This window comes from Pseudomonas fragi (genome assembly GCF_900105835.1).
In the GTDB taxonomy this organism is placed as follows: Bacteria; Pseudomonadota; Gammaproteobacteria; order Pseudomonadales; family Pseudomonadaceae; genus Aquipseudomonas; species Aquipseudomonas fragi.
The window spans coordinates 3,624,865-3,646,245 of sequence record NZ_LT629783.1; the positions used below are offsets into that span (position 1 = coordinate 3,624,865).

Consider the following 21,381-nt stretch of genomic DNA (forward strand, 5'->3'; position numbering starts at 1 on the left):
AAAGATGGTCATCCCATAAACAAAGGTTATGGACTGCTGCCATGCGCTTGCGTCATATCGAAGTGTTCCAGGCGATTCGCCAAACCGGTTCTGTCAGTGCGGCTGCGCAGTTGCTGCATGTATCACAGCCTGCGGTGAGCAAGGTGCTGCAACACGCCGAGCAGCGCTTGGGTTTCCCTCTGTTTTTACGCGTGCGCGGTAAGTTGCAGCCCACTCCCGAGGCGCTGTTGCTGGAGCGCGAAGTCGACAAGGTGACTGAGAGCCTGCAAGGCGTGCAGCGCCTGGCGCAAAGCCTGCGCCGTGAGCCGGGCCAGCGTTTGCGGATCGGCAGTACGCCGGCGCTGGCGTTGGCGCTGTTGCCGCCGGTGATCAGTGAGTGGACGCGGCGTTACCCCGATATCAACTGTGAGCTGGCCAGTGCCCATAGTCGGGAACTGGTGCAAAACCTGTTGATGCGCGAGCTGGATGTGGCCCTGACCTTCAAGTTGCCTGATCACCCCGGGCTCAAGGCTCGGGCGTTGGCCCACGGTGTGCTGGTGGCGCTGGCCCCGCGGGGCTACTGGGCGGATGAAAGCGAAGGCCTGCCCCTCGCCCTGAATGAGTTGGCGGATGCACCGTTGATCGGGTTGAGCAGTGCCGATCCGCTGTTTGCCCGCCTGGACAATTACCTGCAGGCGGTAGAGCCGCCGCCACGCATCAGCATTGCGGTGCAGACCTATTCACTGGCGCGGGCGATGGTGGAGTCGGGTGCGGGGCTGGCGGTGATCGATCCGTTTACCGCGTTGGGTGCATCGCGGGCGAGTACCGTGATCCGGCCCTTGAGCCCGGCGCTGCCGATTACGCTGTATGCGCTGACCCGGGCCGATGAGGCCCCGGCGCATACGCTGGAAGGGTTGCTGCAACTGTTCGCAGAGCATGCCAGTGAACAGTTGCAGCGGTTGGCGGGTTGATAACGCGAATTAACCTCGTGGGAGCGGGCTTGCTCGCGATACAGACGGCGCGGTTTTATTGTTGAACCGCATCGATACCATCGCGAGCAAGCCCGCTCCCACAGGTGGGGCGGGAGTTACTTCGGCAAGGCGTACACCACCACCTGATCGCCCACCTGATCTTTCAGGATCGAGTTGCCACCCGCCACAAACGCCACGTACTGCCGGCCCTTGTATTCATACACGGCGGGGTTGGCGACTGCAGGGGCCATGACGATATCCGACCACAGCTCCTTGCCGTCATCCAGGGAGTAAGCGCGCACCTTGGCATCCATCGACGCACCGATAAACACCAGGCCGCCTGCGGTCACCGCAGGACCACCAATAGTCGGTGAGCCCATGCTTTCAGGCATGTACCAGCCCCACTGCTGCACGGCACCCATCGGCCGACGCCATTTCACGTCACCAGTGTTCATGTTGATGGCCACGATTTCACCGAAAGGCGGTGCCCAGCACGGCATGCCTGCCCAGTTCTGCGCATTGAGCAAACTCATGCCATACGGCGCGCCGATCTGTGGGTAGAAGCCGTTTTCGTTGCCAGAATCTTTAGGCTGTTTATCGTAGGAAGCACGATCCCACAGCTTGATCATCTGCACGATATGCGAGGTGTTGACGATCGCCACCTGGCTCACCGGGTCAAACGCTACCCCACCCCATTGCACGCCACCGGCACTGTCCGGGTAGGCCAGTACGCCGTTGCCCTTGGTGGATGGCGGCGAGTACATGCCGTTGTATTCCAGGCCGTCCCACATTTTGCTGCACTGGCCGAAACCGACGATATCGGCGATTTTCCAGATGGCCGGTTTTTTCGACTGGTCCAGCAGCGGCGCAGGCTTGGTCGGGAACGGTTGGGTTGGCGAATACACCTCGCCGTCGGCGTCGCCTTTTGGCACCGGGCGCTCTTCGATCGGCCATACGTCTTCGCCGGTGCGGCGGTCAACGGTGAACAGGAAGCCCATTTTGGTCGCTTGCACCAACGCCGCTACAGGCTTGCCATTGACGTTAATGTCCATCAGCGTCGGCGCGGAGTTGATATCGTAGTCCCACAGGTCATGGTGAACCCACTGACGAGACCAGACGACCTTGCCGGTATTGATATCCAGCGCGGTGGTCGAGGTGCCCAGCGGAATCGGTTTGGCCCGGTTGCCGCCCCAGTAGTTGGGCGAAGGCGAGGACACAGGAATGTAGAGCAGGCCAAGGGCCGGGTCATAGGACATCGCGGTCCAGATATTGGCGGTACCGGTTTTGCCGGCCTCTTCATCCGGGATCGGCTTGAACTCCCACTCCAGCTCGCCGGTACGGGCATTGAGGGCAAACAGCGAGCCCGGTGATTCAACTTCGTATTCCCAGTCTTTACCGGCCCAGCCGACGATCAGCTTGTCACCGATAACAGTGGGTGGCTGCAGCTGCGACAACGGCCATTTGGCGTTGACCTTGTTCCACTGGTTGACGTCGACCACGCCGTTTTTGCCGAAGCCTTCGCAGGGTTTGCCGGTATCGGCATCCACCGCGTACAGCTGCGCGGTCATATTGCCCAGGTACACGACCTTCTGACAGGCCACCCCCGCTTGCGGGTTTTTTTCCTGCCAGTAGGCCACGCCGCGTGACTTCAGCGCGGGCTGGGTTTCGGCCACCAGGGGCGACTTGGTGTCGTAGGTCCACTTCTCTTTGCCGGTCTCGGGCTCAAGGGCGATGATCCGGTAGAACGGCGTGCCGACGTACAGCGTGTCATTGGCAAAAATGGGCGTGGCAGACCACACCGATGGCGGGATTTTGCCGGTGCCGGTGGACATGTCGCCGGTAAAATACTGCCAGACCTTGGTCAGCTTACCGACGTTGTCCTTGTTGATTTGAGTCAGGGGCGAGTACTTCTGCGAGCTGAGCTGGCCGTGGAAGCTGTCCCATTCTTTACCGCTGGGGATCGGAATTTTGGCAGCTTCGGCAGATATGCTCGACGGAGCCAGCAACGGCGGCGGTACGGTGTAGGTGTCCTGGGCGTAGGCATTGGATACCCCGGCCAGCAAGCACAGCGTCGGTGCTGTCAAAAAGTGCTTCTTGATCCCGTTCATAGCGCGCTCCTTGATGGCTTGGGGCCAAAGGTTTCGATGACAACACCCACGGCGTAGACCAGCAGGGCGATCACCGTCCACCAACCATGCAGCAGGCTGGCGGCAAAAAGGGTGCCGATGACCCCGGCCCAACCCAGGAACAGGATGAAGTTACGCAAGCCGCCTGCACCGGTCTTGACCAGCAGCACGCCCAGAACGAACAACACTAATTCGGCAAACATCGTAGTCATCGCTCCGCCGGAGCCCGTCACGCCGGACAGGGGCATAAAGAATCGCCCTGCCGTAATGGCCAGGGCGGCCAGAGCCGCGATGATCATGATATGGGCGCCCAGTTGGCGCCTGGGCGGTGCGTAGGCAGCAGAAGTACTCATCCCTTTCTCCTTAGCGATACATGCCCGAGGGCATTACGGAGAGTGAGTGTAGCCAAGGCGGGGGAAATCGCCGGGATGATGCAAACCGCAGGAATCTTTGTGGGAGCGGGCTTGCTCGCGATACAGGCGGCTCGGTCTCTTTGACAGACCGAGTAGATGCCCTCGCGGGCAAGCCCGCTCCCACAGGAAATGTGAGTGTCAGTGCGCCTGCTCAGCCTCCACCGGCGCATCCTTGGTCACATGCTTGACCAGTTTGCCGATGGTCAAACCCTGGAACAGGATCGAGGACAGCACCACGATATAGGTAATACTCAGGATCAGGTCGCGTTCCGGGCCCAGTGGCAAGGCCAGGGCCAGCGCCACCGAAACACCGCCACGCAGGCCGCCCCAGGTGAGGATGCGGATGGTGCCGCGGGGCACGGTGCGCCAGCGACGCAGCAAGACAATGGCCGGTGCAACGGTCAGCAGGCGCGACAGCAAAATGGCCACGGCCAGGCCGCTGGCAGCCAGCAAATGCAGCCACGAGAACGGCAGCAGCAACAGCTCCATGCCAATCAGCGCAAACAACAGGGCATTGAGCATGTCATCGAGCAATTCCCAAAAGCCGTCCATATAGCGACGGGTCATCTCGTTCATGGCCTTGTTGCGGCCCAGGTTACCGATGATCAAACCAGCCACCACCATCGCAATCGGCGCCGAGACATGCAGCTCACTGGCCATGGCCGAGCCACCAATCACCAGGGCCAACGTCAGCATCACTTCGATCTGGTATTGCTCGATGCTCTTGATCATGCGGTACACCAGATAACCGATCAGGCCACCGAACACCACGCCGCCAATGGCTTCATGGGCAAACAGCATGGCCGTGGCGCTCAGGCTCGGGGTTTCACCCAGCTGCACGATACCCAGCAACACGGTGAACACCACAACGGCGGTGCCGTCATTGAACAGCGACTCACCGACGATGGTGGTTTTCAGCGGCTTGGAAGCGTTGGCGGTGCGCAGCACACCGAGCACGGCAATCGGGTCGGTGGGGGAGATCAGAGCACCGAACAGCAGGCAGTACAGGAAGCTGATATGCCAGCCGAACAGGCCGAAAATCCAGTACGCCAGGCTGCCGATCACCGTGGTGGCGATCAATACGCCGACCGTCGCCAGCAGGCCAATAGGCCAGCGATAGCTGCGCACGTCGTTGAAATTCACATGCAGCGCGCCGGCAAACAGCAGGAACGACAGCATCCAGTTCATCAGCAGGTCGCCGAAGTCGATCTGGCCGATAAGCTCCTGCACGCGCTCTTCCAGCCCCGGGTAACCGAGGAAGCTCAAGCCTTGCAACAGCAGGGAAAACATCAGGGCGGTGACCATCACGCCAATCGTCGGCGGCAGGCCGATAAAGCGGAAGTTCACATAAGTCAGTAGTGAAGTCAGGCAGATAAACGCAGCAACAAGCTCAAGCATCCGGGATCCTGTGGTGGCGAGAGTGAATGGAAACCCGACGGGTTCGGGTCATGTTTGGATGCAAAAACGGGCACCAGGGGCACATCCCGGGGGTGTGGCAAAGGGACGCGAAGTGCGAGGTCATTGACCACAATGTAGCTCTGAGGTTGCATGGTGGCGCTTGCGGCTGTCGCAGGTTGATAACAATAAGGAGTCTGCGGTGCTGGCAACGGTATTGGTGTTGGTCGCGGCGGTGTTGCATGCGATCTGGAACACGCTGATCAAGTTCAGCGGTGAGCGTTTGCTGGTGATCGCCTGCATGGACACGGTGGCGTTGGTGGTCGTGGCGGTGCTGGTGGGTTTTGCGCAATGGCCGCCAGCGGATATCTGGCCGTGGATTCTGGCTTCGGTGTTTTTCGAGCTGGTGTACCGGGTGCTGCTGATCCGCGCTTATCGGGTGGGCGACCTGGGGCTGGTGTACCCGTTGATGCGCGGGCTTTCGCCGCTGGTGGTGCTGGCGCTGACCCTGACCTTTGCCGGTGAAGTGCTGAGCGGGCAGCAGATCATTGGCATTCTGCTGATTCCGTGCGGCATGGCCTGCTTGTTGTGGCAGGGCGGTGGCGGTGATCGCCTGCCCTGGTCGATGTTGCCGGTGGTGGCGCTGATCGGCCTGTGCATCGGTTGCTATACCTTCCTGGACGGGCAGGCGATCCGGCGCTGGCCCCATCCGCTGGATTATCTGGTATGGGTCACATTGCTCAGTGCCTGGCCGTTTCCGCTGTTGGCCGTTACCCGCAAGCGTGCTGCGTTCCAGCTGTTCTGGCGCACGCAATGGCGCTTGGGTGTGGCGGTGGGGGTTTGCGTGCTGGCCAGCTATGCGCTGGTGCTGTGGGCCATGCAACTGGGCTCGATTGCCGAGGCGGCGGCGCTGCGTGAAGTCAGCGTGATTCTGGTGGTGCTGTTCGGTATGCGTTACCTCAAAGAACCTTTCGGCGGACCGAGGCTCTTAGCCTGTGGGCTGGTGCTGATCGGCATGCTCGTGATGAAACTCTAAAAAGGAAATTCCAATGACGGTTGCCTTCTGGTGTGTACTGATTGCCTTCTGCCTGACCTATGTGTGCACTGCGTTTGCCAAGTTCAGTGATGGCAAGTTCGGGCCTAAACAGAACCATGATCCGCGTACGTTTCTCGACGGCCTGCAGGGTTTTGCCAAGCGCGCCCACAGCGCCCAGCTCAACAGCTTTGAAGTAACCCCGGCGTTTGCCGCGGCAGTGATCATTGCCGATATCGTGGGCAACGCCCAGCCGGTGACCATCGATGTGCTGGCGGTGTTGTTTGTCACCAGCCGCATGCTCTACATCATCTGTTACCTGGCCGACTGGGCGCTGCTGCGTTCGATCGTGTGGTTTATCGGCATGGGGCTGGTAGTCAGCTTCTTTTTTGTGTCGATGTAAACGCAATCTCCACACTGCCTGTGGGAGCGGGCTTGCTCGCGATGGCCTCGACGCGGTGCATCAGGCGAACCGCATCGTCAGCATCGCGGGCAAGCCCGCTCCCACAAAAGTCGGATTCTATGGCCAGCAGGTGCTCTTACAACGGCAACGCCGCCCCTTTAGGCCACAGCAGCCAGATATTGCCTTTCTGTTTCATGTCGCCTGCAATTTGCCCTGCCTCGGGGCCCGTGCCTACAAAGAAGTCGGCACGCACTTCGCCGGCAATCGCGCCGCCGGTGTCCTGGGCGGCAACCGGGCGCACGATGGGCTGGCCGTTGGCCTGGGTGGTCGACAACCACAACAGGCTGCCCAGCGGGATCACCTTGCGGTCAACTGCCACGCTGTAACCGGCGGTCAGCGGCACGTTCAGCGAGCCGCGCGGGCCTTCGTTGCTGTCGGGGTTCTGAGTGAAGAACACGTAGCTCGGGTTGCTGGCCAGCATCTCGTGGACACGCTGCGGGTTGGCCATTGCCCAGGCGTGAATGGTGCCCATCGTGACGTCTTCTTTCTTCAGTTCGCCTTGCTCGACCAGCCAGCGGCCAATCGGTTTGTACGGGTGGCCGTTCTGGTCGGCGTAGCCGATGCGCAGTTGACGGCCATTGTCGAGCTGGACCCGGCCAGAACCCTGGATCTGCAGGAACTGCAGGTCCATCGGGTCGGTCAGCCACGCCAGTACCGGGGCGTCCAGGCCTTTGCTGTTGATGGTCTCGGCGGTGTCGTAAGGCTTGAGCACGCGACCTTCGAGGCGACCGCGCAGGCGCTTGCCCTTGAGTTCGGGGTAAATGCTGTCCAGGTTGACCACGATCAGGTCAGTGGGCACGCCATAGATTGGCACATTGGCCGCTTGGGTGGGTTTGAGGCTGCCCGGGTAAACGGGTTCGTAATAACCGGTGATCAGGCCCTCACTGCTGCCTTCGGCCGAGCGCAGGCTGTACACGTCGAGGTGGGTTTGCAAGAAATTGCTGATTTCAGCCACGCTCGGGCTGGCAGGCAATGCCGCAGCGTCGGTGCAGACCGGTCCCCAGTTGGCATCCGCCTTGAGGCGGGTACAGGCACTGCGCCATGAGGCGAAGCCGCTTTGCAGGTCACTGCCCGTCACTTCCGGCAGGGCACTCCAGTCGGCTTTGCTGTAGGTGGTGTGCGGCTCAGGCTTGACGGCATTCTTGTCTGCGTCCTTGTCGGTGCCGTTGCATCCGGCCAGCAACATGACAACGGGCAGCGCCCAGGCCAGTGGTTTGAAAAATCTGTTCATTGACGCTGTTCCTTCAAGGCTGCCGAGGTCTGATGGCCGTCAAGGCAAACCGTATATTTAATAAGGGTATTGGTCTTTGCAGGTGACACGAGGATACTGGCGGCCGATTTCCGTGACCTGAAGCCACCATGACTCTTAAACGATTGACTGTTGTAGTGCTGGCCTGCCTGACGCTGACGGCGTGTGGCGGGGTTGATCCCGATTCGCCGCTGGGCCAGCGTAAAGCGATTTTCAAGCAAATGCTAAAGACCAGTGAAGACCTGGGCGGCATGTTGCGGGGTCGAATTCCGTTCGATGGCCCGCGCTTTACCGAGGGCGCGATCAAGCTGGATGCCTTGGCTTACGAACCGTGGAAGCATTTCCCTCAAGTCAAAGAGAGCGATCAAACCAGCGCTACTGATGATGTCTGGCAAAAGCAGGCACGTTTTCAGGAGCTGGCGCGCCAGTTGGAGGCTGCTACGGGTGAGCTGGTGATCGCCAGCCAGGTGCAGCCCTACAAAGCCAGCAACCTGATGCCGGCAGTGCAGAAGGTCGAAGACACCTGCAGTGCGTGCCACAAGGCATTCAGGAATCACTGAGTAAAGTTGAGCCGGTACCCACCTGCTGTGGGAGCGGGCTTGCTCGCGATGCAGGCGACGCGATCTGTCAGGCAGACCGCAGCGATCCCATCGCGAGCAAGCCCGCTCCCACAACGAGCCCGCTCCTACAGGGCGTATTACTTGTCCAGCTGATCCAGCGCTTCCTGCAACTCTTTGCGCGATTCGGCCAGCTTGTTTTTGCGCTTGTCGATTTTTTCCGGGTCGCCTTTCTTCATGGCCTTGTCCAGGTCTGCCTGGCGCTTGCTGACTTCATGCTTGGCTTCCAGCACCTTGTTTTCGCGTTCCTTGCGCAGGCCCGCGTCGGTGCAATGGGCTTGAACTTCGCTCAGGGCTTTTTCAAGACCGGCCACCTGGTTGCTATTGCCGTGGGCACGCGCCTGCTCCAGTTGCAGGGTAATGGCCTGCTTCTTGGCCGCACAGCCGGTCAGTTCCGGGGCTGCATCAGCGGCCATCAGCGGGGCAGCCAACAGGCCGCAAACAGTAAACAGGGCGAGCGGTGAAAGTAATTTCATAAAAAGCTCCATGACCAAAGATGACAATTAAATAAGGCTGAAAAAAACGCTACACAAGAGCGTTTTGGCGGATCCAAACCGTGGATGTTAGCAGCATCCGCACGCAAGCAATCCGTCGGGCGCTGCCCGCCAGCAGCAAAAAGCCCCGAACAGTTGCCTGTGCGGGGCTTTTGGTGCAGCAGGTTTTACTTACAAACCAGCAGCGGCGCGCAGTTCTTCAGCGCGGTCGGTACGCTCCCACGTAAACGTGGTGAAGGTATCGTTGCCCACTGTCTTGGTCTGCGGCGTGCGGCCGAAGTGACCGTAAGCGGCAGTTTCCTGGTACATCGGGTGCAGCAGGTCGAGCATGGTGGTGATGGCGTATGGACGCAGGTCGAACACGTCACGCACCAGCTTGATGATCTTGTCGTCGCTGATTTTGCCAGTGCCGAAGGTGTTCAACGAAATCGAAGTCGGTTGTGCGACGCCGATAGCGTAGGAAACCTGGATCTCGCAACGATCAGCCAGGCCTGCAGCCACGATGTTTTTGGCTACATAACGACCGGCGTAGGCTGCGGAACGGTCAACCTTGGACGGATCCTTGCCCGAGAACGCGCCGCCACCGTGACGGGCCATGCCGCCGTAGGTGTCAACGATGATCTTGCGACCGGTCAGGCCGCAGTCGCCAACCGGGCCACCGATGATGAACTGGCCAGTCGGGTTGATGTGGAACTGGGTGTCCTTGTGCAGCAGCTCGGCTGGCAGCACATGCTTGACGATCAGTTCCATCACGCCTTCGCGCAGGTCTTTGTACGACACTTCCGGGTTGTGCTGGGTCGACAGCACGATGGCGTCGATGGCCACAACCTTGCCGCCTTCGTAGCGGCAAGTGACCTGGGACTTGGCATCCGGGCGCAACCACGGCAGCAGGCCGGACTTGCGGGCTTCGGCCTGGCGCTGCACCAACTGGTGGGAGAAGGTGATCGGTGCCGGCATCAGCACGTCGGTTTCGTTGCTGGCGTAGCCGAACATCAGGCCCTGGTCGCCGGCGCCCTGATCTTCAGGCTTGGCACGGTCAACACCCTGGTTGATGTCAGGGGACTGCTTGCCGATGATGTTCATCACGCCGCAGGTCGCGCCGTCGAAGCCGACGTCGGAGCTGGTGTAGCCGATGTCGGTGATCACGTCACGAACGATCTGCTCCAGGTCAACCCAGGCCGAAGTGGTCACTTCGCCGGCGATGATTGCTACGCCGGTTTTCACCAGAGTCTCGCACGCCACACGGGCGAACTTGTCTTCAGCAATGATGGCGTCCAGCACCGCGTCAGAAATCTGGTCGGCGATTTTGTCCGGATGCCCTTCAGACACGGACTCGGAGGTGAAAAGGGAGTATTCGCTCATCTCGACGGTTTCCTAATATTTACCGATGGTGAGTGTCGCCAGCTGGCCGCTGAAAGTGGCGGACCTGAAGCTGGAAACCATTACGTAAGCCTACATAGAGGCTTTCCCCGGGAACGAGTCCCGCAGCGGTGGCCCAATGGGCCAGATCATCTTGTTCAAAACCCAGCCACAAATCCCCGCAGGCCTCGCGGGCCCACGCCTGATTATGGCTGCACAACTCTGTTACCAGCAGGCTACCGCCCGGTTGCAGCAAGGTTGCCAGTTGCTTGAGTGCCTCGGCCGGCGCGGCGAAATGGTGCAAGACCATGTTCACCACGACGCAATCGACCTGCAGCGGTGCTTCGTGCAACGCGTCGGCCAGGATCAGGCTGACGTTGTTCAGTGACTCGCGCTCACACACCTGACGGGCCAGCTCCAGCATCACCGGGCTGTTGTCCAGCGCCGTGACCTGCTGAAAGCGGCGGGCCAGGTCGGGCAAAAAGCTGCCATCGCCGGGGCCGACTTCCAGGGCCGTGGCCGCCGGACTGAAACTCAGCTTGTCGAGCAGGGTTAAAACACTGTCCCGGTATTGCGGCAAGCCGGCGATCAAATCCTGTTGAGCGCGAAATTTCTCGGCTATGCGTGAGAAAAAGTCCTGGCTGGCGGCTGCACGTTGGCCGTGTACGGCGCTGATGCGCGCCTGTACTTCAGCGGGCAAGGTCAGGTTATCGACCTCTTCCAGCAGTGCTGCATGCAATTTGCCGCCCAGTTGTTCGGTATGGGGCAGGGCGCGGCGATAAAAAATCGCGTTGCCTTCGCGCCGGGTTGCAACCAGCCGCGCCTGGGACAGCACCTTGAGGTGGTGGCTCATGCCGGACTGGCCGGTGGCGAAAATCTGCGCCAGCTCCAGCACACCAAACGAATCGTTGGCCAACGCGCGCAGCACATTGAGTCGCAGCGGATCGCCTCCAGCCTTGCACAGGGCGGAGAGCTCGTCGCAATCGTCATGGCGGATTGAAGGCACGCGTAAGTTCATGGGGCCGCAGTCTAGTTACCCGCTCAAGCCCCCGCAAGTTCAATATCAAAACTTTTTGATATTGGTCGATAAATGGCGCGTTTGTCGGGTCAGATGTGCGTATTAACGAAATGAAATGTCCGATCCTTAACAGATTGGCCGCCTGAACAAAGGAAAAACGTTTCAGCTGACTATCTGTCATTGCCCCGAGGGGGTGGGTGAGGGAAAATGCTCGCCTTTTTTCCGTTTCGATTTAACTTTCAATACCCAGGAGAACAGCGATGCCCAGCCGTCGTGAGCGTGCCAACGCCATTCGTGCACTCAGCATGGATGCCGTGCAAAAAGCCAACAGCGGCCATCCAGGTGCCCCTATGGGTATGGCTGATATCGCCGAAGTACTGTGGCGGGATTATCTGAAGCACAACCCGAGCAATCCTTCGTTCGCTGACCGTGACCGCTTCGTGCTGTCCAACGGCCATGGTTCGATGCTGATCTACTCGTTGTTGCACCTGACCGGCTATGACCTGTCGATCGACGACCTGAAAAACTTCCGCCAGCTGCACAGCCGCACCCCGGGCCACCCGGAGCTGGGCTACACGCCGGGCGTTGAAACCACCACTGGCCCGTTGGGTCAGGGCCTGGCCAACGCCGTGGGCTTTGCCCTGGCCGAAAAAGTCATGGGCGCGCAGTTCAACCGTCCTGGCCATAATGTTGTCGATCACCACACCTATGTGTTCCTGGGTGATGGCTGCATGATGGAAGGCATTTCCCACGAAGTTGGCTCGCTGGCCGGCACCCTGGGCCTGAGCAAACTGATCGCGTTCTACGACGACAACGGCATCTCCATCGATGGCGAAGTGGAAGGCTGGTTCACCGACGACACGCCAAAGCGTTTCGAAGCCTACAACTGGCAAGTGATCCGCAACGTTGACGGTCACGACCCGGAAGAAATCAAGACTGCCATCGAAACCGCACGCAAAAGCGACAAACCAACGCTGATCTGCTGCAAGACCACCATCGGTTTCGGTTCGCCGAACAAGCAGGGCAAGGAAGACTGCCACGGTGCTCCGCTGGGCAACGACGAAATCGCCCTGACCCGCAAGGCCCTGAACTGGAACCACGGCCCGTTTGAAATCCCGGCTGATATCTACGCCGAATGGGATGCCAAGGAAGTCGGTGCTGCGGTTGAGTCCGAGTGGGACAAGCGCTTCGCTGCCTACGCTGCCGAGTTCCCGGAACTGGCCGCCGAGCTGTCCCGTCGCCTGAGCGGCAAGCTGCCAGCTGACTTCGATGCCAAGGCCAACGCCTACATCGCTGAAGTCGCTGCCAAAGGCGAAACCATCGCCAGCCGCAAAGCCAGCCAGAACGCCCTGAACGCCTTTGGCCCGTTGCTGCCAGAACTGCTGGGCGGCTCTGCTGACCTGGCCGGTTCCAACCTGACCCTCTGGAAAGGCTGCAAAGGCGTATCGGCTGAAGACGCCAGCGGCAACTACGTGTACTACGGTGTACGCGAGTTCGGCATGAGCGCCATCATGAACGGCGTTGCCCTGCACGGCGGCCTGGTGCCTTACGGCGCGACCTTCCTGATGTTCATGGAATACGCCCGCAACGCCATCCGCATGTCGGCCCTGATGAAGCAGCGCGTGATCTATGTGTTCACCCACGACTCCATCGGCCTGGGCGAAGACGGCCCGACTCACCAGCCAATCGAGCAACTGACCAGCCTGCGTACTACGCCGAACCTGGACACCTGGCGCCCGGCCGATGCGGTGGAATCCGCAGCTGCCTGGAAATACGCCCTGGAGCGCAACGACGGCCCGTCCGCGTTGATCTTCTCGCGCCAGAACCTCAACCACCAGACCCGTGATGCCGGCCAGATTGCCGATATCAACCGTGGTGGCTACGTGCTCAAGGACTGCGCAGGCGAGCCTGAGCTGATCCTGATCTCGGCCGGTTCCGAAGTGGGCCTGGCTGTTCAGGCCTGGGAAAAACTGACCGAGCAGGGCCGCAAGGTTCGTGTGGTGTCGATGCCATGCACCAGCGTGTACGAAGCTCAGGATGCAGGCTACAAGCAGTCGGTTCTGCCGCTGCAGGTAAGCGCCCGTATCGCCATCGAAGCGTCCCACGCTGACTACTGGTACAAGTACGTGGGCCTGGAAGGCCGCGTGATCGGCATGACCACCTACGGCGAGTCGGCGCCTGCGCCTGCCTTGTTCGAAGAGTTCGGTTTCACCCTGGAAAACATCCTGGGTCAGGCTGACGAACTGCTGGAAGACTGATTCGGCATTAGCGCTTGGCTCCATCGCGGGCAAGCCCGCTCCCACAGGATATGCACTGTCCATGTGGGAGCGGGCTTGCCCGCGATGGCATAAGTGGCATTGATGCTGTGGTGACTGATTCACCCGTAAAAACAAGAGAACCCCCATGCCTCAACCGCGTCCCTACAAAGTTGCACTCAACGGCTACGGCCGAATTGGTCGTTGCGTCTTGCGTGCGTTGTTTGAGCGAGGGGCAGAAGCCGGGTTTGAAATTGTTGCACTCAATGACCTGGCCGATATGGCCAGTCTCGAATATTTGACGCGCTTCGACTCCACTCATGGCCGGTTCCCCGGCGAGATACGGATCGAAGGCGACTGCCTGCATATCAATGGCGACTGCGTGAAAGTGTTCCGCAGTGCCACCCCCGAAGGGATCGACTGGGCCGCGTTGGGTGTTGACCTGGTGCTGGAATGCTCCGGCGTCTACAACACCCGCGCCGACGGCCAGCGTTTCCTGGATGCCGGGGCGCCCGCCGTGCTCTTTTCGCAACCGATGGCCAGCGACGCCGATGTCGACGCCACCATCGTTTATGGCGTCAACCAGCACAGCCTGACCGGCGAAGAACGCCTGGTCTCCAACGCCTCCTGCACCACCAACTGCGGTGTGCCGCTGTTGCGTTTGCTGGATCAGGCCCTTGGCCTTGAGTATGTGTCGATCACCACGATTCACTCGGCGATGAACGATCAGCCGGTAATCGATGCCTACCATCACGAAGATCTGCGTCGTACGCGCTCGGCCTTTCAGTCAGTGATTCCGGTGTCTACCGGCCTGGCCAAGGGCATCGAGCGCCTGTTGCCGGAACTTGCTGGCCGGATTCAGGCCAAAGCGGTACGGGTGCCGACCTTGAACGTGTCGTGCCTGGACATCACCCTGACCACGGCGCGGGACACCGATGCCGCAGAAGTGAACCGCATACTGCGCGAGGCTGCCACCAGCGGCCCGCTCAAAGGCTTGCTGGCCTATACCGAGTTGCCGCACGCCAGCTGTGATTTCAACCATGACCCGCATTCGGCCATAGTCGATGCCAGCCAGACCCGCGTTTCCGGCCCCCGCCTGGTGAACCTGCTGGCCTGGTTCGACAACGAATGGGGTTTTGCCAATCGAATGATCGATGTGGCAGAGCACTACTTGCACGTTACCCACCCAAAATCCGTTCTCTAACATTAGAAACTCAGGAATTGCGACCCATGACCGTGTTGAAGATGACCGACCTCGATCTGCAAGGTAAACGCGTACTGATCCGCGAAGACCTCAACGTCCCAGTCAAGGACGGTGTAGTCACCAGCGATGCGCGTATCCTCGCTTCGCTGCCGACCATCAAGCTGGCGTTGGAAAAAGGCGCGGCGGTCATGGTCTGCTCGCACCTGGGGCGCCCGACTGAAGGCGAGTTTTCGGCTGAAAACAGCCTCAAGCCTGTAGCCGATTACCTGAGCAAGGCCCTGGGCCGTGAAGTGCCGCTGGTCAGCGATTACCTCAATGGCGTCGACGTTAAAGCCGGCGACATCGTGCTGTTTGAAAACGTGCGCTTCAACAAGGGCGAAAAGAAAAACGCCGACGAGCTGGCCAAGCAATACGCCGCCCTGTGCGACGTGTTTGTGATGGACGCTTTCGGCACCGCTCACCGCGCCGAAGGTTCGACCCACGGCGTGGCCAAGTTTGCCAAGGTGGCAGCCGCAGGCCCTTTGCTGGCTGCTGAGCTGGAAGCACTGGGCAAGGCCCTGGGCGCCCCGGCCAAGCCAATGGCGGCGATTGTTGCCGGCTCCAAGGTATCGACCAAACTGGAAGTGCTGAACAGCTTGAGCCAGATCTGCGACCTGCTGATCGTGGGTGGCGGCATCGCCAACACCTTCCTGGCTGCTGCCGGTCACCCGGTGGGCAAGTCGCTGTACGAACCTGATCTGCTGGAAACTGCCCGCGCCATCGCTGCCAAGGTCAACGTGCCTTTGCCGACTGATGTGGTAGTGGCCAAGGAATTCGCTGAAAGTGCCGCTGCAACCGTCAAGCTGATTGCCGACGTGGCTGCTGACGACATGATCCTGGATATCGGCCCGCAAACCGCTGCGCATTTCGCAGAGCTGCTCAAGTCTTCGAAGACTATCCTGTGGAACGGCCCGGTCGGTGTGTTCGAGTTCGACCAGTTCGGCAACGGCACCAAGGTTCTGGCCCAGGCTATTGCTGACAGTGCAGCGTTCTCGATTGCGGGCGGTGGCGACACCCTGGCAGCGATCGACAAGTACGGCATTGCTGATCAAATCTCCTACATCTCCACCGGCGGTGGTGCATTCCTGGAGTTCGTCGAAGGCAAGGTACTGCCTGCCGTCGAGATCCTGGAAAGCCGCGCCAAAGCCTGAAGGTGTTTCAGGCCCTGAAAGGAAGCATGGACATGGTCAAGTTGTTACCGCTGTTGATGATCGCGGGCTTTTTGGCCGGTTGCGCCGGCTCGAGCAAGCCGGCGCCCGAGGCTGCAACCCCTGAAGAGAGTGGTTGCTACCAGGCTGACTGGCAGGCGCAAAGCGTGCCGCTGGTCAATAAACGCTCAGGGCCTGAGGCGCTGGAAAAATACGAGTCGCCCAAGGCTTCACAAGAGCGCGGGTGCCCTTGATTTGAAATGCGGCCCACTTGATGGGCCGCATAGCTATAGCTGAAGCTGTAACGTTTCAGCTAAATCGAACTGGGCAAATCGGGGCAAACCCCCGATCTGCAATAACTTGAATAGCAGCCGCCGCTACGGCAGGCTTGCACGATTAACGACCCTTGTCCGGGAGAGACACACACAATGGCACTTATCAGCATGCGCCAGATGTTGGACCACGCCGCCGAATTCGGCTACGGCGTTCCAGCCTTCAACGTAAACAACCTTGAGCAGATGCGCGCCATTATGGAAGCCGCTGACAAGACCGACTCCCCGGTGATCGTTCAGGCTTCGGCCGGTGCGCGCAAGTACGCAGGTGCTCCCTTCCTGCGTCACCTGATCCTGGCTGCAATCGAAGAATTCCCGCATATCCCGGTGTGCATGCACCAGGACCACGGCACCAGCCCTGACGTGTGCCAGCGCTCGATCCAGCTGGGCTTCAGCTCGGTGATGATGGACGGCTCGCTGGGCGAAGACGGCAAAACCCCGACTGACTACGACTACAACGTTCGCGTTACCCAGCAAACTGTTGCCCTGGCGCACGCTTGCGGTGTATCGGTTGAAGGCGAGCTGGGCTGCCTGGGTTCCCTGGAAACCGGCATGGCTGGCGAAGAAGACGGCATCGGTGCAGAAGGCGTTCTGGATCACAGCCAGATGCTGACTGACCCGGAAGAAGCGGCTGACTTCGTCAAGCGCACCCAGGTAGATGCCCTGGCCATCGCCATCGGTACTTCCCACGGCGCTTACAAGTTCACCAAGCCACCTACTGGCGACGTGCTGGCGATTGACCGGATCAAAGAGATCCACAAGCGCATTCCGAACACTCACCTGGTGATGCACGGTTCGTCTTCGGTGCCACAAGAGTGGCTGGCGATCATCAACGAATACGGCGGCGACATCAAAGAAACCTACGGTGTGCCGGTTGAAGAAATCGTTGAAGGCATCAAGCACGGCGTGCGCAAGGTCAACATCGACACCGACCTGCGTCTGGCATCGACTGGCGCCATGCGTCGCCTGATGGCAACCAACCCGAGCGAGTTCGACCCGCGCAAGTTCTTCGGCGCCACCGTAACTGCCATGCGTGACGTGTGTATTGCTCGTTACGAAGCCTTCGGTACTGCCGGTAATGCTTCGAAGATCAAACCGATCTCCCTGGAAGCCATGTACCAGCGTTACCTCAAGGGTGAGCTGAACGCCAAGGTCAACTAAGACCGGCGCGTACTAAAAAGCCCGCAGCGATGCGGGCTTTTTTGTGGGTGTCAGTTGTGGCCCTCTCCCGGGGGGAGAGGGGAGTGACCGAGTTGATGCAAGGTTGCACTCAATACCGCCAAATTGCGGAGATTCTGAAAAATCCCCGATCGAGCTCCCTCTCCCTCCGGGAGAGGGTTGGGGTGAGGGCAGCGGTCTGGCTCAGTGTTTGAGCAACCCGCGCACACTGATCCACACAGGAATCCCCAAGCCAATCCAGCTCAGCACATCCCAGGCGCCTTCACCCAATAGCGCACTGAACAGCCCCGTCACACTGACCAGCCCGATCGCTAACGGGATGGCAAACACCTTCCAGAAGTTCGACTGACGCGGCCTCATCGTGCGCTCTCCTTGGCTGCGCGTCTGCGCACCCACCACAAGTACAACCCGCTGCCGAGCACCACAATGGTCAGCACGTCGAGAGCCGCCCAGAGGATTTTCATCGGCATGCCGCCGTAGTCGCCAAAATGCAGCGGCTGCGACATGCCCATGGCGTCCATGTACCACGGTCGCCCGGCCACGGCGGTGACCTCCAGGGTGCTGGCGTCAATCAAGACTGGGGTCAGCAGGTGCGAGGTCAGGTGCGTGCTGCCTTTCATAAAGACCGCGTAATGATGTTCGCTGGAGAACCGCGTACCGGGGAAAGCGATAAAGTCCGGGCGCATGCCGGGTGCGGCCCTGGCGGCAATCTCCAGCAACTGGCTGGCCGGGGCCAGGTGGGTCAGCGGCGGGGCATCGCGGTAGGGTTCGATCATGGCGCTGAGGCTGTCATTGCGCCAGGCGGCGATGATCAGGTCGGCACAGGCGCTGATCACCCCGGTCACACCCACTACCAAGGCCCAGGTCAGGGTCACGGCGCCAATCAGGTTATGCAGGTCGAGCCAGCGCAAGCGGGTGGATTTGTCGGTGCGCACGGTGGCGAATTCATGGCGGCGCATAAACGGCAGGTACAGCACTGTGCCGGAGATGATCGCCAGCACAAACAGCAGCCCCATAAAGGCCAATAGCAGCTTGCCGGGCAGCCCGGCGAACATGTCCACATGCAGGCGCAGCATGACCATCATCAACCCGCCATTGGCTGACGGCACCTCAATGGCTTCGCCCGTGCGGGCATCGAGCATAAAGGTGTGGGAAGAGTTGGGTTCGGTGCCGGCGGTGGGCGCCATGATGGTCAGGACGGCATTGGGTTCGTCTTCTTCCCAGCCGAAATACTGCATGACCTCGCCCGGGCGATGGGCTTCGGCGGCGCGTACCAGTTGTTGCAGGTCGAGGGTCGGGGTATCGGCAGGCAGCGCCTTGACCTGCGGCGCATCGCCCAGCAGATGGTCGATTTCATGATGAAAAATCAACGGCAGGCCAGTGAGTGCCAGCATCAGCAAGAACGCGGTGCAAATCAGGCTGGTCCAGGTGTGGATAAAGGACCAGCGGCGGATGGTTTTGCTTTTCATGAAGATCCTGAATGCGTAAACCCCCTGTGGGAGCGGGCTGGCTCGCGATGCAGGCAACTCGGGGTGTCTGAAAAAACCGAGGTGATGCCATCGCGGGCAAGCCCGCTCCCACAGGGGGAAGGTGGTGCAGCCCTTAGCGGGTTACCACTTGTAGTTGACGCTGGCCATGACGTTACGGCGGTCGCCGTAGTAGCAATAGAAACCGTCGCAGGTCGACAGGTATTCCTTGTCGAATACGTTGTTGGCGTTCACAGAAACCGTGGCGCCCTTGAGCGTTGTACTGACCTTGCCCAAGTCGTAATGCACCGCGGCGTCGTAGACGGTGTAAGCGTCGGTGTGGCCATAAGAAGCGTCGGGCACATAAGCCATGCTGCCGATTGCGATGTTGTCGGTCTCGCCAATATAGCGGGCACCAAAGCCGACGCCGAAGCCATCCAGTACGCCTTTGTGCCAGGTGTAGTCCGCCCAGATCGAGGCTTGATGTTCAGGTGTCAGGGGGAGTGGACGGTTCTTGTCCAGCGGGTCGGAGACCTTGGTCATCTTGGTGTTGGCATAGGTGTAGGCAGCGGTCAGTTTAAGGTTCTCGTTGACGTTGCCCACGGCCTCCAGCTCCACGCCGCGCACGTTGGCTTCACCCAGTGGCCGGCTTACACCCAGGGTGTCGCTGAGCACGATGTTTTTGCGGGTCAGGTCATACACGGCAGCGGTGAACAGCATCTCGGTGCCGGGTGGCTGGTACTTGAGGCCCACTTCGTATTGCTTGCCGGTGCCGGGCTTGAACGCTTTGCCGCCAAAGCCACCCGGCTCGGCCTGGAACGATTCGGCATAGGACACATAAGGCGTGAAGCCGGAATCGAACACATAGCTCAGCGCGGCATTGCCAGTGAAGGCACTGTCATCACGTTTGTCGCGTGCGTTGTTCTCGTTGTAGAACGTGGTGTCGGTGTGCAGCCAGTCCTGGCGTCCGCCCAGGGTCAGGCGCCAGTTGTCCAGCGCCATCTGGTCTTGCAGGTAGAGGCCGGTGTCACGGGTTTTCTGGTTGTAGTCGTTATAAGCGGTGTACTTGACGTTGCTGAAATCCTGCCCGTAGATCGGGTTGATGATGTTGCTGGCTGGAGCGGCGCCGTATTGCCATTTGTAGTTAGTGTTGACGCGCTGGTGGTCGAGGCCGATCAGTACCGTGTGCTTGAGGGCTCCCGTGTTGAAGTCCGCCTGGAAGTTGTTATCCACGGCGAACTGGCTGATGTCTTCGTTCACGATATTGGCGCCGCGCTGCACGGTACCGTCGTCGGCAACGGAGCCGTAGTAACCGCCTGCAGTGATGCCCTGAAACGACAGGTCGCTTTTGGTGTAGCGCAAGTTCTGACGGAACTGCCATACATCGTCAAAGCGGTGTTCGAAGGCGTAGCCGAGTGCGTAGTAGGTCTTGTCGTAGAACTCCCACTTCGGGTCACCCAGGTTCTCGTGATACTTCACCTTGCCCGCCGGTGAGTCGACCTTGGTGCCCTGGATCGGCAAGAACTGGCTGGTGATACCCGTGTCGTCACGGTTGAACTGGCTGAGGAAGGTCAGCTTGGTGTCCGGGTCGATGTTCCAGGTCAGGCTAGGCGCGAGGTTGTAGCGCTTGTCTTCGTTGTGATCGATCGCGGTGTTGCTGTCGCGTACCAGGCCGCTGATGCGGTACAGAAAGCGGCCTTCATCATCGATCGGGCCGGTGCTGTCGAAGCTGATTTGTTTGCGCTGGTAGCTGCCGACTTGTACCTGCACTTCATGGCTCGGGGTGTCTTGCGGGCGACGGCTGACCATATCCAGCAAGCCCCCGGCAGGGGTCTGGCCGTAGACCGATGACGCTGGGCCACGGAGCAGGGCTACGCGCTCCAGGTCCCAGGTTTCCAGCTTGGGCATGGTGTAGGAACCCTTGGGCAGCGGCAGGCCGTCGAGAAACTGGGTAGGTTCGAAGCCGCGTACCTTCAGCCACTCTGAGCGGCTGTCGCTGCCATAGCTGCTGGCCGTAACGCCGGGCATGTAACGAACCGCATCATCCAGGTTCTGCACCGCCCGATCCTGCATCTGGCTGCGGGTGGCCACGGAGATGGAGCGGGGGGCTTCAGCCAGCGAGGTATCGGTTTTGGTACCCGACGCCGTACGTTGGGCGAGGTAACCATCCACCGGGCCCCAGGCACTTTCGTAAGTGCCCTGGCCGGAAATGGTCGTTGCGCCCAGGGCCAATGCGCCCTGGGGGATTTCGATCAGCGTGAAGCTGCCCGCACTGCCCGGCACCAATTGCAACCCGCTCCCCTGCAACGCTTCGCGCATCGCTGTCGTGGCTTCGAACGTGCCCTTGACCGGTGCCGAGGTTTTGCCTGCCAGCAAGGACGAGTCGATGGCCAGGGTGATGCCGGCCTGGCTGGCGATCTGGTTCAGGGTGGCCGCCAACGGACCGGCGGGCAGGTTGTAGCTGCGCGCAGAGGATGCCTGCTCGGCGGCCATCAGCGGGGTGCTGGCCAGCGGGGCGCTAAGGGCAATGGCGACAGCCAACAGGCTGGGACGCAAAAACGTGTCGAGGGTGCGGGACATTCGGCGGGTTCCTGAATGGAAATGTTTCTTAATGCCTATCTGCCGCACGAGATTGGAAAAG

Annotated in this window: 19 protein-coding genes; 9 read left to right on the forward strand and 10 right to left on the reverse strand. The window is 60.3% G+C overall.

Annotated elements, in window-relative coordinates:
- Nucleotides 1-41 precede the first annotated feature (41 nt).
- Complete coding sequence (locus BLU25_RS16605; protein WP_016782506.1) at nucleotides 42-950, forward strand: LysR family transcriptional regulator; 909 nt, start codon at nucleotides 42-44, stop codon at nucleotides 948-950.
- Nucleotides 951-1,066: 116 nt separating this feature from the next.
- Here BLU25_RS16605 and BLU25_RS16610 read toward each other — a convergent pair whose 3' ends face one another.
- The 3 genes from BLU25_RS16610 to BLU25_RS16620 form a co-directional block, all read right to left on the reverse strand.
- The gene (locus BLU25_RS16610; RefSeq protein ID WP_016782505.1) at nucleotides 1,067-3,058 is read right to left on the reverse strand and encodes a pyrroloquinoline quinone-dependent dehydrogenase; all 1,992 of its coding nucleotides are present in this window, start codon (nucleotides 3,056-3,058) and stop codon (nucleotides 1,067-1,069) included.
- Nucleotides 3,055-3,429 (reverse strand): hypothetical protein, encoded by a 375-nt coding sequence (locus tag BLU25_RS16615; RefSeq protein WP_016782504.1) that lies wholly within the window; start codon nucleotides 3,427-3,429, stop codon nucleotides 3,055-3,057. Before BLU25_RS16615 ends, BLU25_RS16610 begins: the two co-directional genes overlap by 4 nt.
- Before the next feature lie 198 nt (nucleotides 3,430-3,627).
- Complete coding sequence (locus BLU25_RS16620; RefSeq protein WP_083369739.1) at nucleotides 3,628-4,887, reverse strand: cation:proton antiporter; 1,260 nt, start codon at nucleotides 4,885-4,887, stop codon at nucleotides 3,628-3,630.
- Nucleotides 4,888-5,086: 199 nt separating this feature from the next.
- Here BLU25_RS16620 and BLU25_RS16625 point away from each other — a divergent pair, with 199 nt between their 5' ends.
- Together BLU25_RS16625 and BLU25_RS16630 are read left to right on the forward strand one after the other, a co-directional pair.
- The gene (locus BLU25_RS16625) at nucleotides 5,087-5,920 is read left to right on the forward strand and encodes a DMT family transporter (protein ID WP_016782502.1); all 834 of its coding nucleotides are present in this window, start codon (nucleotides 5,087-5,089) and stop codon (nucleotides 5,918-5,920) included.
- Between the two features lie 13 nt (nucleotides 5,921-5,933).
- Entirely contained in the window at nucleotides 5,934-6,320 is a 387-nt protein-coding gene (locus BLU25_RS16630) for an MAPEG family protein (RefSeq protein ID WP_016782501.1), read from the forward strand.
- A 136-nt stretch (nucleotides 6,321-6,456) separates the two neighbouring features.
- Here the strand turns inward: BLU25_RS16630 and mltA are convergent, their stop codons facing one another.
- On the reverse strand, nucleotides 6,457-7,611 hold the full coding sequence (gene mltA, locus BLU25_RS16635; RefSeq protein WP_016782500.1) for a murein transglycosylase A: 1,155 nt from the start codon (nucleotides 7,609-7,611) through the stop codon (nucleotides 6,457-6,459).
- A gap of 128 nt (nucleotides 7,612-7,739) precedes the next feature.
- Here mltA and BLU25_RS16640 point away from each other — a divergent pair, with 128 nt between their 5' ends.
- Nucleotides 7,740-8,189 carry a c-type cytochrome gene (locus tag BLU25_RS16640; RefSeq protein WP_029611611.1) on the forward strand — a complete coding sequence of 150 codons (450 nt, stop codon included), beginning with the start codon at nucleotides 7,740-7,742 and terminating at the stop codon, nucleotides 8,187-8,189.
- Between the two features lie 137 nt (nucleotides 8,190-8,326).
- Here BLU25_RS16640 and BLU25_RS16645 read toward each other — a convergent pair whose 3' ends face one another.
- From BLU25_RS16645 to BLU25_RS16655, 3 genes are all read right to left on the reverse strand, one after another.
- Nucleotides 8,327-8,722, reverse strand: coding sequence for a DUF1090 domain-containing protein (locus tag BLU25_RS16645; protein WP_016782498.1), 396 nt, complete (start codon nucleotides 8,720-8,722; stop codon nucleotides 8,327-8,329).
- 189 nt (nucleotides 8,723-8,911) lie between these two features.
- Nucleotides 8,912-10,102, reverse strand: a complete 1,191-nt coding sequence (gene metK, locus BLU25_RS16650; protein ID WP_016782497.1) for a methionine adenosyltransferase — start codon at nucleotides 10,100-10,102, stop codon at nucleotides 8,912-8,914.
- Between the two features lie 19 nt (nucleotides 10,103-10,121).
- Nucleotides 10,122-11,117, reverse strand: coding sequence for an ArsR/SmtB family transcription factor (locus BLU25_RS16655; protein WP_029611610.1), 996 nt, complete (start codon nucleotides 11,115-11,117; stop codon nucleotides 10,122-10,124).
- Between the two features lie 260 nt (nucleotides 11,118-11,377).
- Between BLU25_RS16655 and tkt the strand changes: the two genes are divergently transcribed.
- The 5 genes from tkt to fba all read left to right on the forward strand — a co-directional run bounded on the left by tkt (nucleotide 11,378) and on the right by fba (nucleotide 17,256).
- On the forward strand, nucleotides 11,378-13,375 hold the full coding sequence (tkt, locus tag BLU25_RS16660; protein WP_016782495.1) for a transketolase: 1,998 nt from the start codon (nucleotides 11,378-11,380) through the stop codon (nucleotides 13,373-13,375).
- Nucleotides 13,376-13,520: 145 nt separating this feature from the next.
- Nucleotides 13,521-14,576 (forward strand): erythrose-4-phosphate dehydrogenase, encoded by a 1,056-nt coding sequence (epd, locus tag BLU25_RS16665; protein ID WP_083369740.1) that lies wholly within the window; start codon nucleotides 13,521-13,523, stop codon nucleotides 14,574-14,576.
- Nucleotides 14,577-14,602: 26 nt separating this feature from the next.
- Nucleotides 14,603-15,766: a phosphoglycerate kinase gene (locus BLU25_RS16670; protein WP_016782493.1), complete on the forward strand. Its 1,164-nt coding sequence runs from the start codon at nucleotides 14,603-14,605 to the stop codon at nucleotides 15,764-15,766.
- A 32-nt stretch (nucleotides 15,767-15,798) separates the two neighbouring features.
- On the forward strand, nucleotides 15,799-16,017 hold the full coding sequence (locus BLU25_RS16675; protein WP_016782492.1) for a hypothetical protein: 219 nt from the start codon (nucleotides 15,799-15,801) through the stop codon (nucleotides 16,015-16,017).
- 174 nt (nucleotides 16,018-16,191) lie between these two features.
- Entirely contained in the window at nucleotides 16,192-17,256 is a 1,065-nt protein-coding gene (gene fba / locus BLU25_RS16680) for a class II fructose-bisphosphate aldolase (RefSeq protein WP_016782491.1), read from the forward strand.
- A gap of 201 nt (nucleotides 17,257-17,457) precedes the next feature.
- Here the strand turns inward: fba and BLU25_RS23605 are convergent, their stop codons facing one another.
- The 3 genes from BLU25_RS23605 to BLU25_RS16690 form a co-directional block, all read right to left on the reverse strand.
- Nucleotides 17,458-17,634, reverse strand: coding sequence for a hypothetical protein (locus tag BLU25_RS23605; protein WP_016782490.1), 177 nt, complete (start codon nucleotides 17,632-17,634; stop codon nucleotides 17,458-17,460).
- Complete coding sequence (locus BLU25_RS16685; RefSeq protein WP_016782489.1) at nucleotides 17,631-18,743, reverse strand: PepSY-associated TM helix domain-containing protein; 1,113 nt, start codon at nucleotides 18,741-18,743, stop codon at nucleotides 17,631-17,633. Before BLU25_RS16685 ends, BLU25_RS23605 begins: the two co-directional genes overlap by 4 nt.
- A 141-nt stretch (nucleotides 18,744-18,884) precedes the next feature.
- Complete coding sequence (locus tag BLU25_RS16690; RefSeq protein ID WP_016782488.1) at nucleotides 18,885-21,320, reverse strand: TonB-dependent siderophore receptor; 2,436 nt, start codon at nucleotides 21,318-21,320, stop codon at nucleotides 18,885-18,887.
- Nucleotides 21,321-21,381: the final 61 nt, after the last annotated feature.

Coding starts and splice junctions, on each gene's coding strand:
- BLU25_RS16605 (WP_016782506.1), top strand. CDS start 42: ATGCGCTTGCGTCATATCGAAGTGTTCCAGGCGATTCGCCAAACCGGT.
- BLU25_RS16670 (WP_016782493.1), top strand. CDS start 14,603: ATGACCGTGTTGAAGATGACCGACCTCGATCTGCAAGGTAAACGCGTA.
- BLU25_RS16610 (WP_016782505.1), bottom strand. CDS start 3,058: ATGAACGGGATCAAGAAGCACTTTTTGACAGCACCGACGCTGTGCTTG.
- mltA (WP_016782500.1), bottom strand. CDS start 7,611: ATGAACAGATTTTTCAAACCACTGGCCTGGGCGCTGCCCGTTGTCATG.
- BLU25_RS16645 (WP_016782498.1), bottom strand. CDS start 8,722: ATGAAATTACTTTCACCGCTCGCCCTGTTTACTGTTTGCGGCCTGTTG.
- tkt (WP_016782495.1), top strand. CDS start 11,378: ATGCCCAGCCGTCGTGAGCGTGCCAACGCCATTCGTGCACTCAGCATG.
- epd (WP_083369740.1), top strand. CDS start 13,521: ATGCCTCAACCGCGTCCCTACAAAGTTGCACTCAACGGCTACGGCCGA.
- metK (WP_016782497.1), bottom strand. CDS start 10,102: ATGAGCGAATACTCCCTTTTCACCTCCGAGTCCGTGTCTGAAGGGCAT.
- BLU25_RS16675 (WP_016782492.1), top strand. CDS start 15,799: ATGGTCAAGTTGTTACCGCTGTTGATGATCGCGGGCTTTTTGGCCGGT.
- BLU25_RS16685 (WP_016782489.1), bottom strand. CDS start 18,743: ATGAAAAGCAAAACCATCCGCCGCTGGTCCTTTATCCACACCTGGACC.
- BLU25_RS16690 (WP_016782488.1), bottom strand. CDS start 21,320: ATGTCCCGCACCCTCGACACGTTTTTGCGTCCCAGCCTGTTGGCTGTC.
- BLU25_RS23605 (WP_016782490.1), bottom strand. CDS start 17,634: ATGAGGCCGCGTCAGTCGAACTTCTGGAAGGTGTTTGCCATCCCGTTA.
- BLU25_RS16615 (WP_016782504.1), bottom strand. CDS start 3,429: ATGAGTACTTCTGCTGCCTACGCACCGCCCAGGCGCCAACTGGGCGCC.
- BLU25_RS16655 (WP_029611610.1), bottom strand. CDS start 11,117: ATGAACTTACGCGTGCCTTCAATCCGCCATGACGATTGCGACGAGCTC.
- BLU25_RS16620 (WP_083369739.1), bottom strand. CDS start 4,887: ATGCTTGAGCTTGTTGCTGCGTTTATCTGCCTGACTTCACTACTGACT.
- fba (WP_016782491.1), top strand. CDS start 16,192: ATGGCACTTATCAGCATGCGCCAGATGTTGGACCACGCCGCCGAATTC.
- BLU25_RS16630 (WP_016782501.1), top strand. CDS start 5,934: ATGACGGTTGCCTTCTGGTGTGTACTGATTGCCTTCTGCCTGACCTAT.
- BLU25_RS16640 (WP_029611611.1), top strand. CDS start 7,740: ATGACTCTTAAACGATTGACTGTTGTAGTGCTGGCCTGCCTGACGCTG.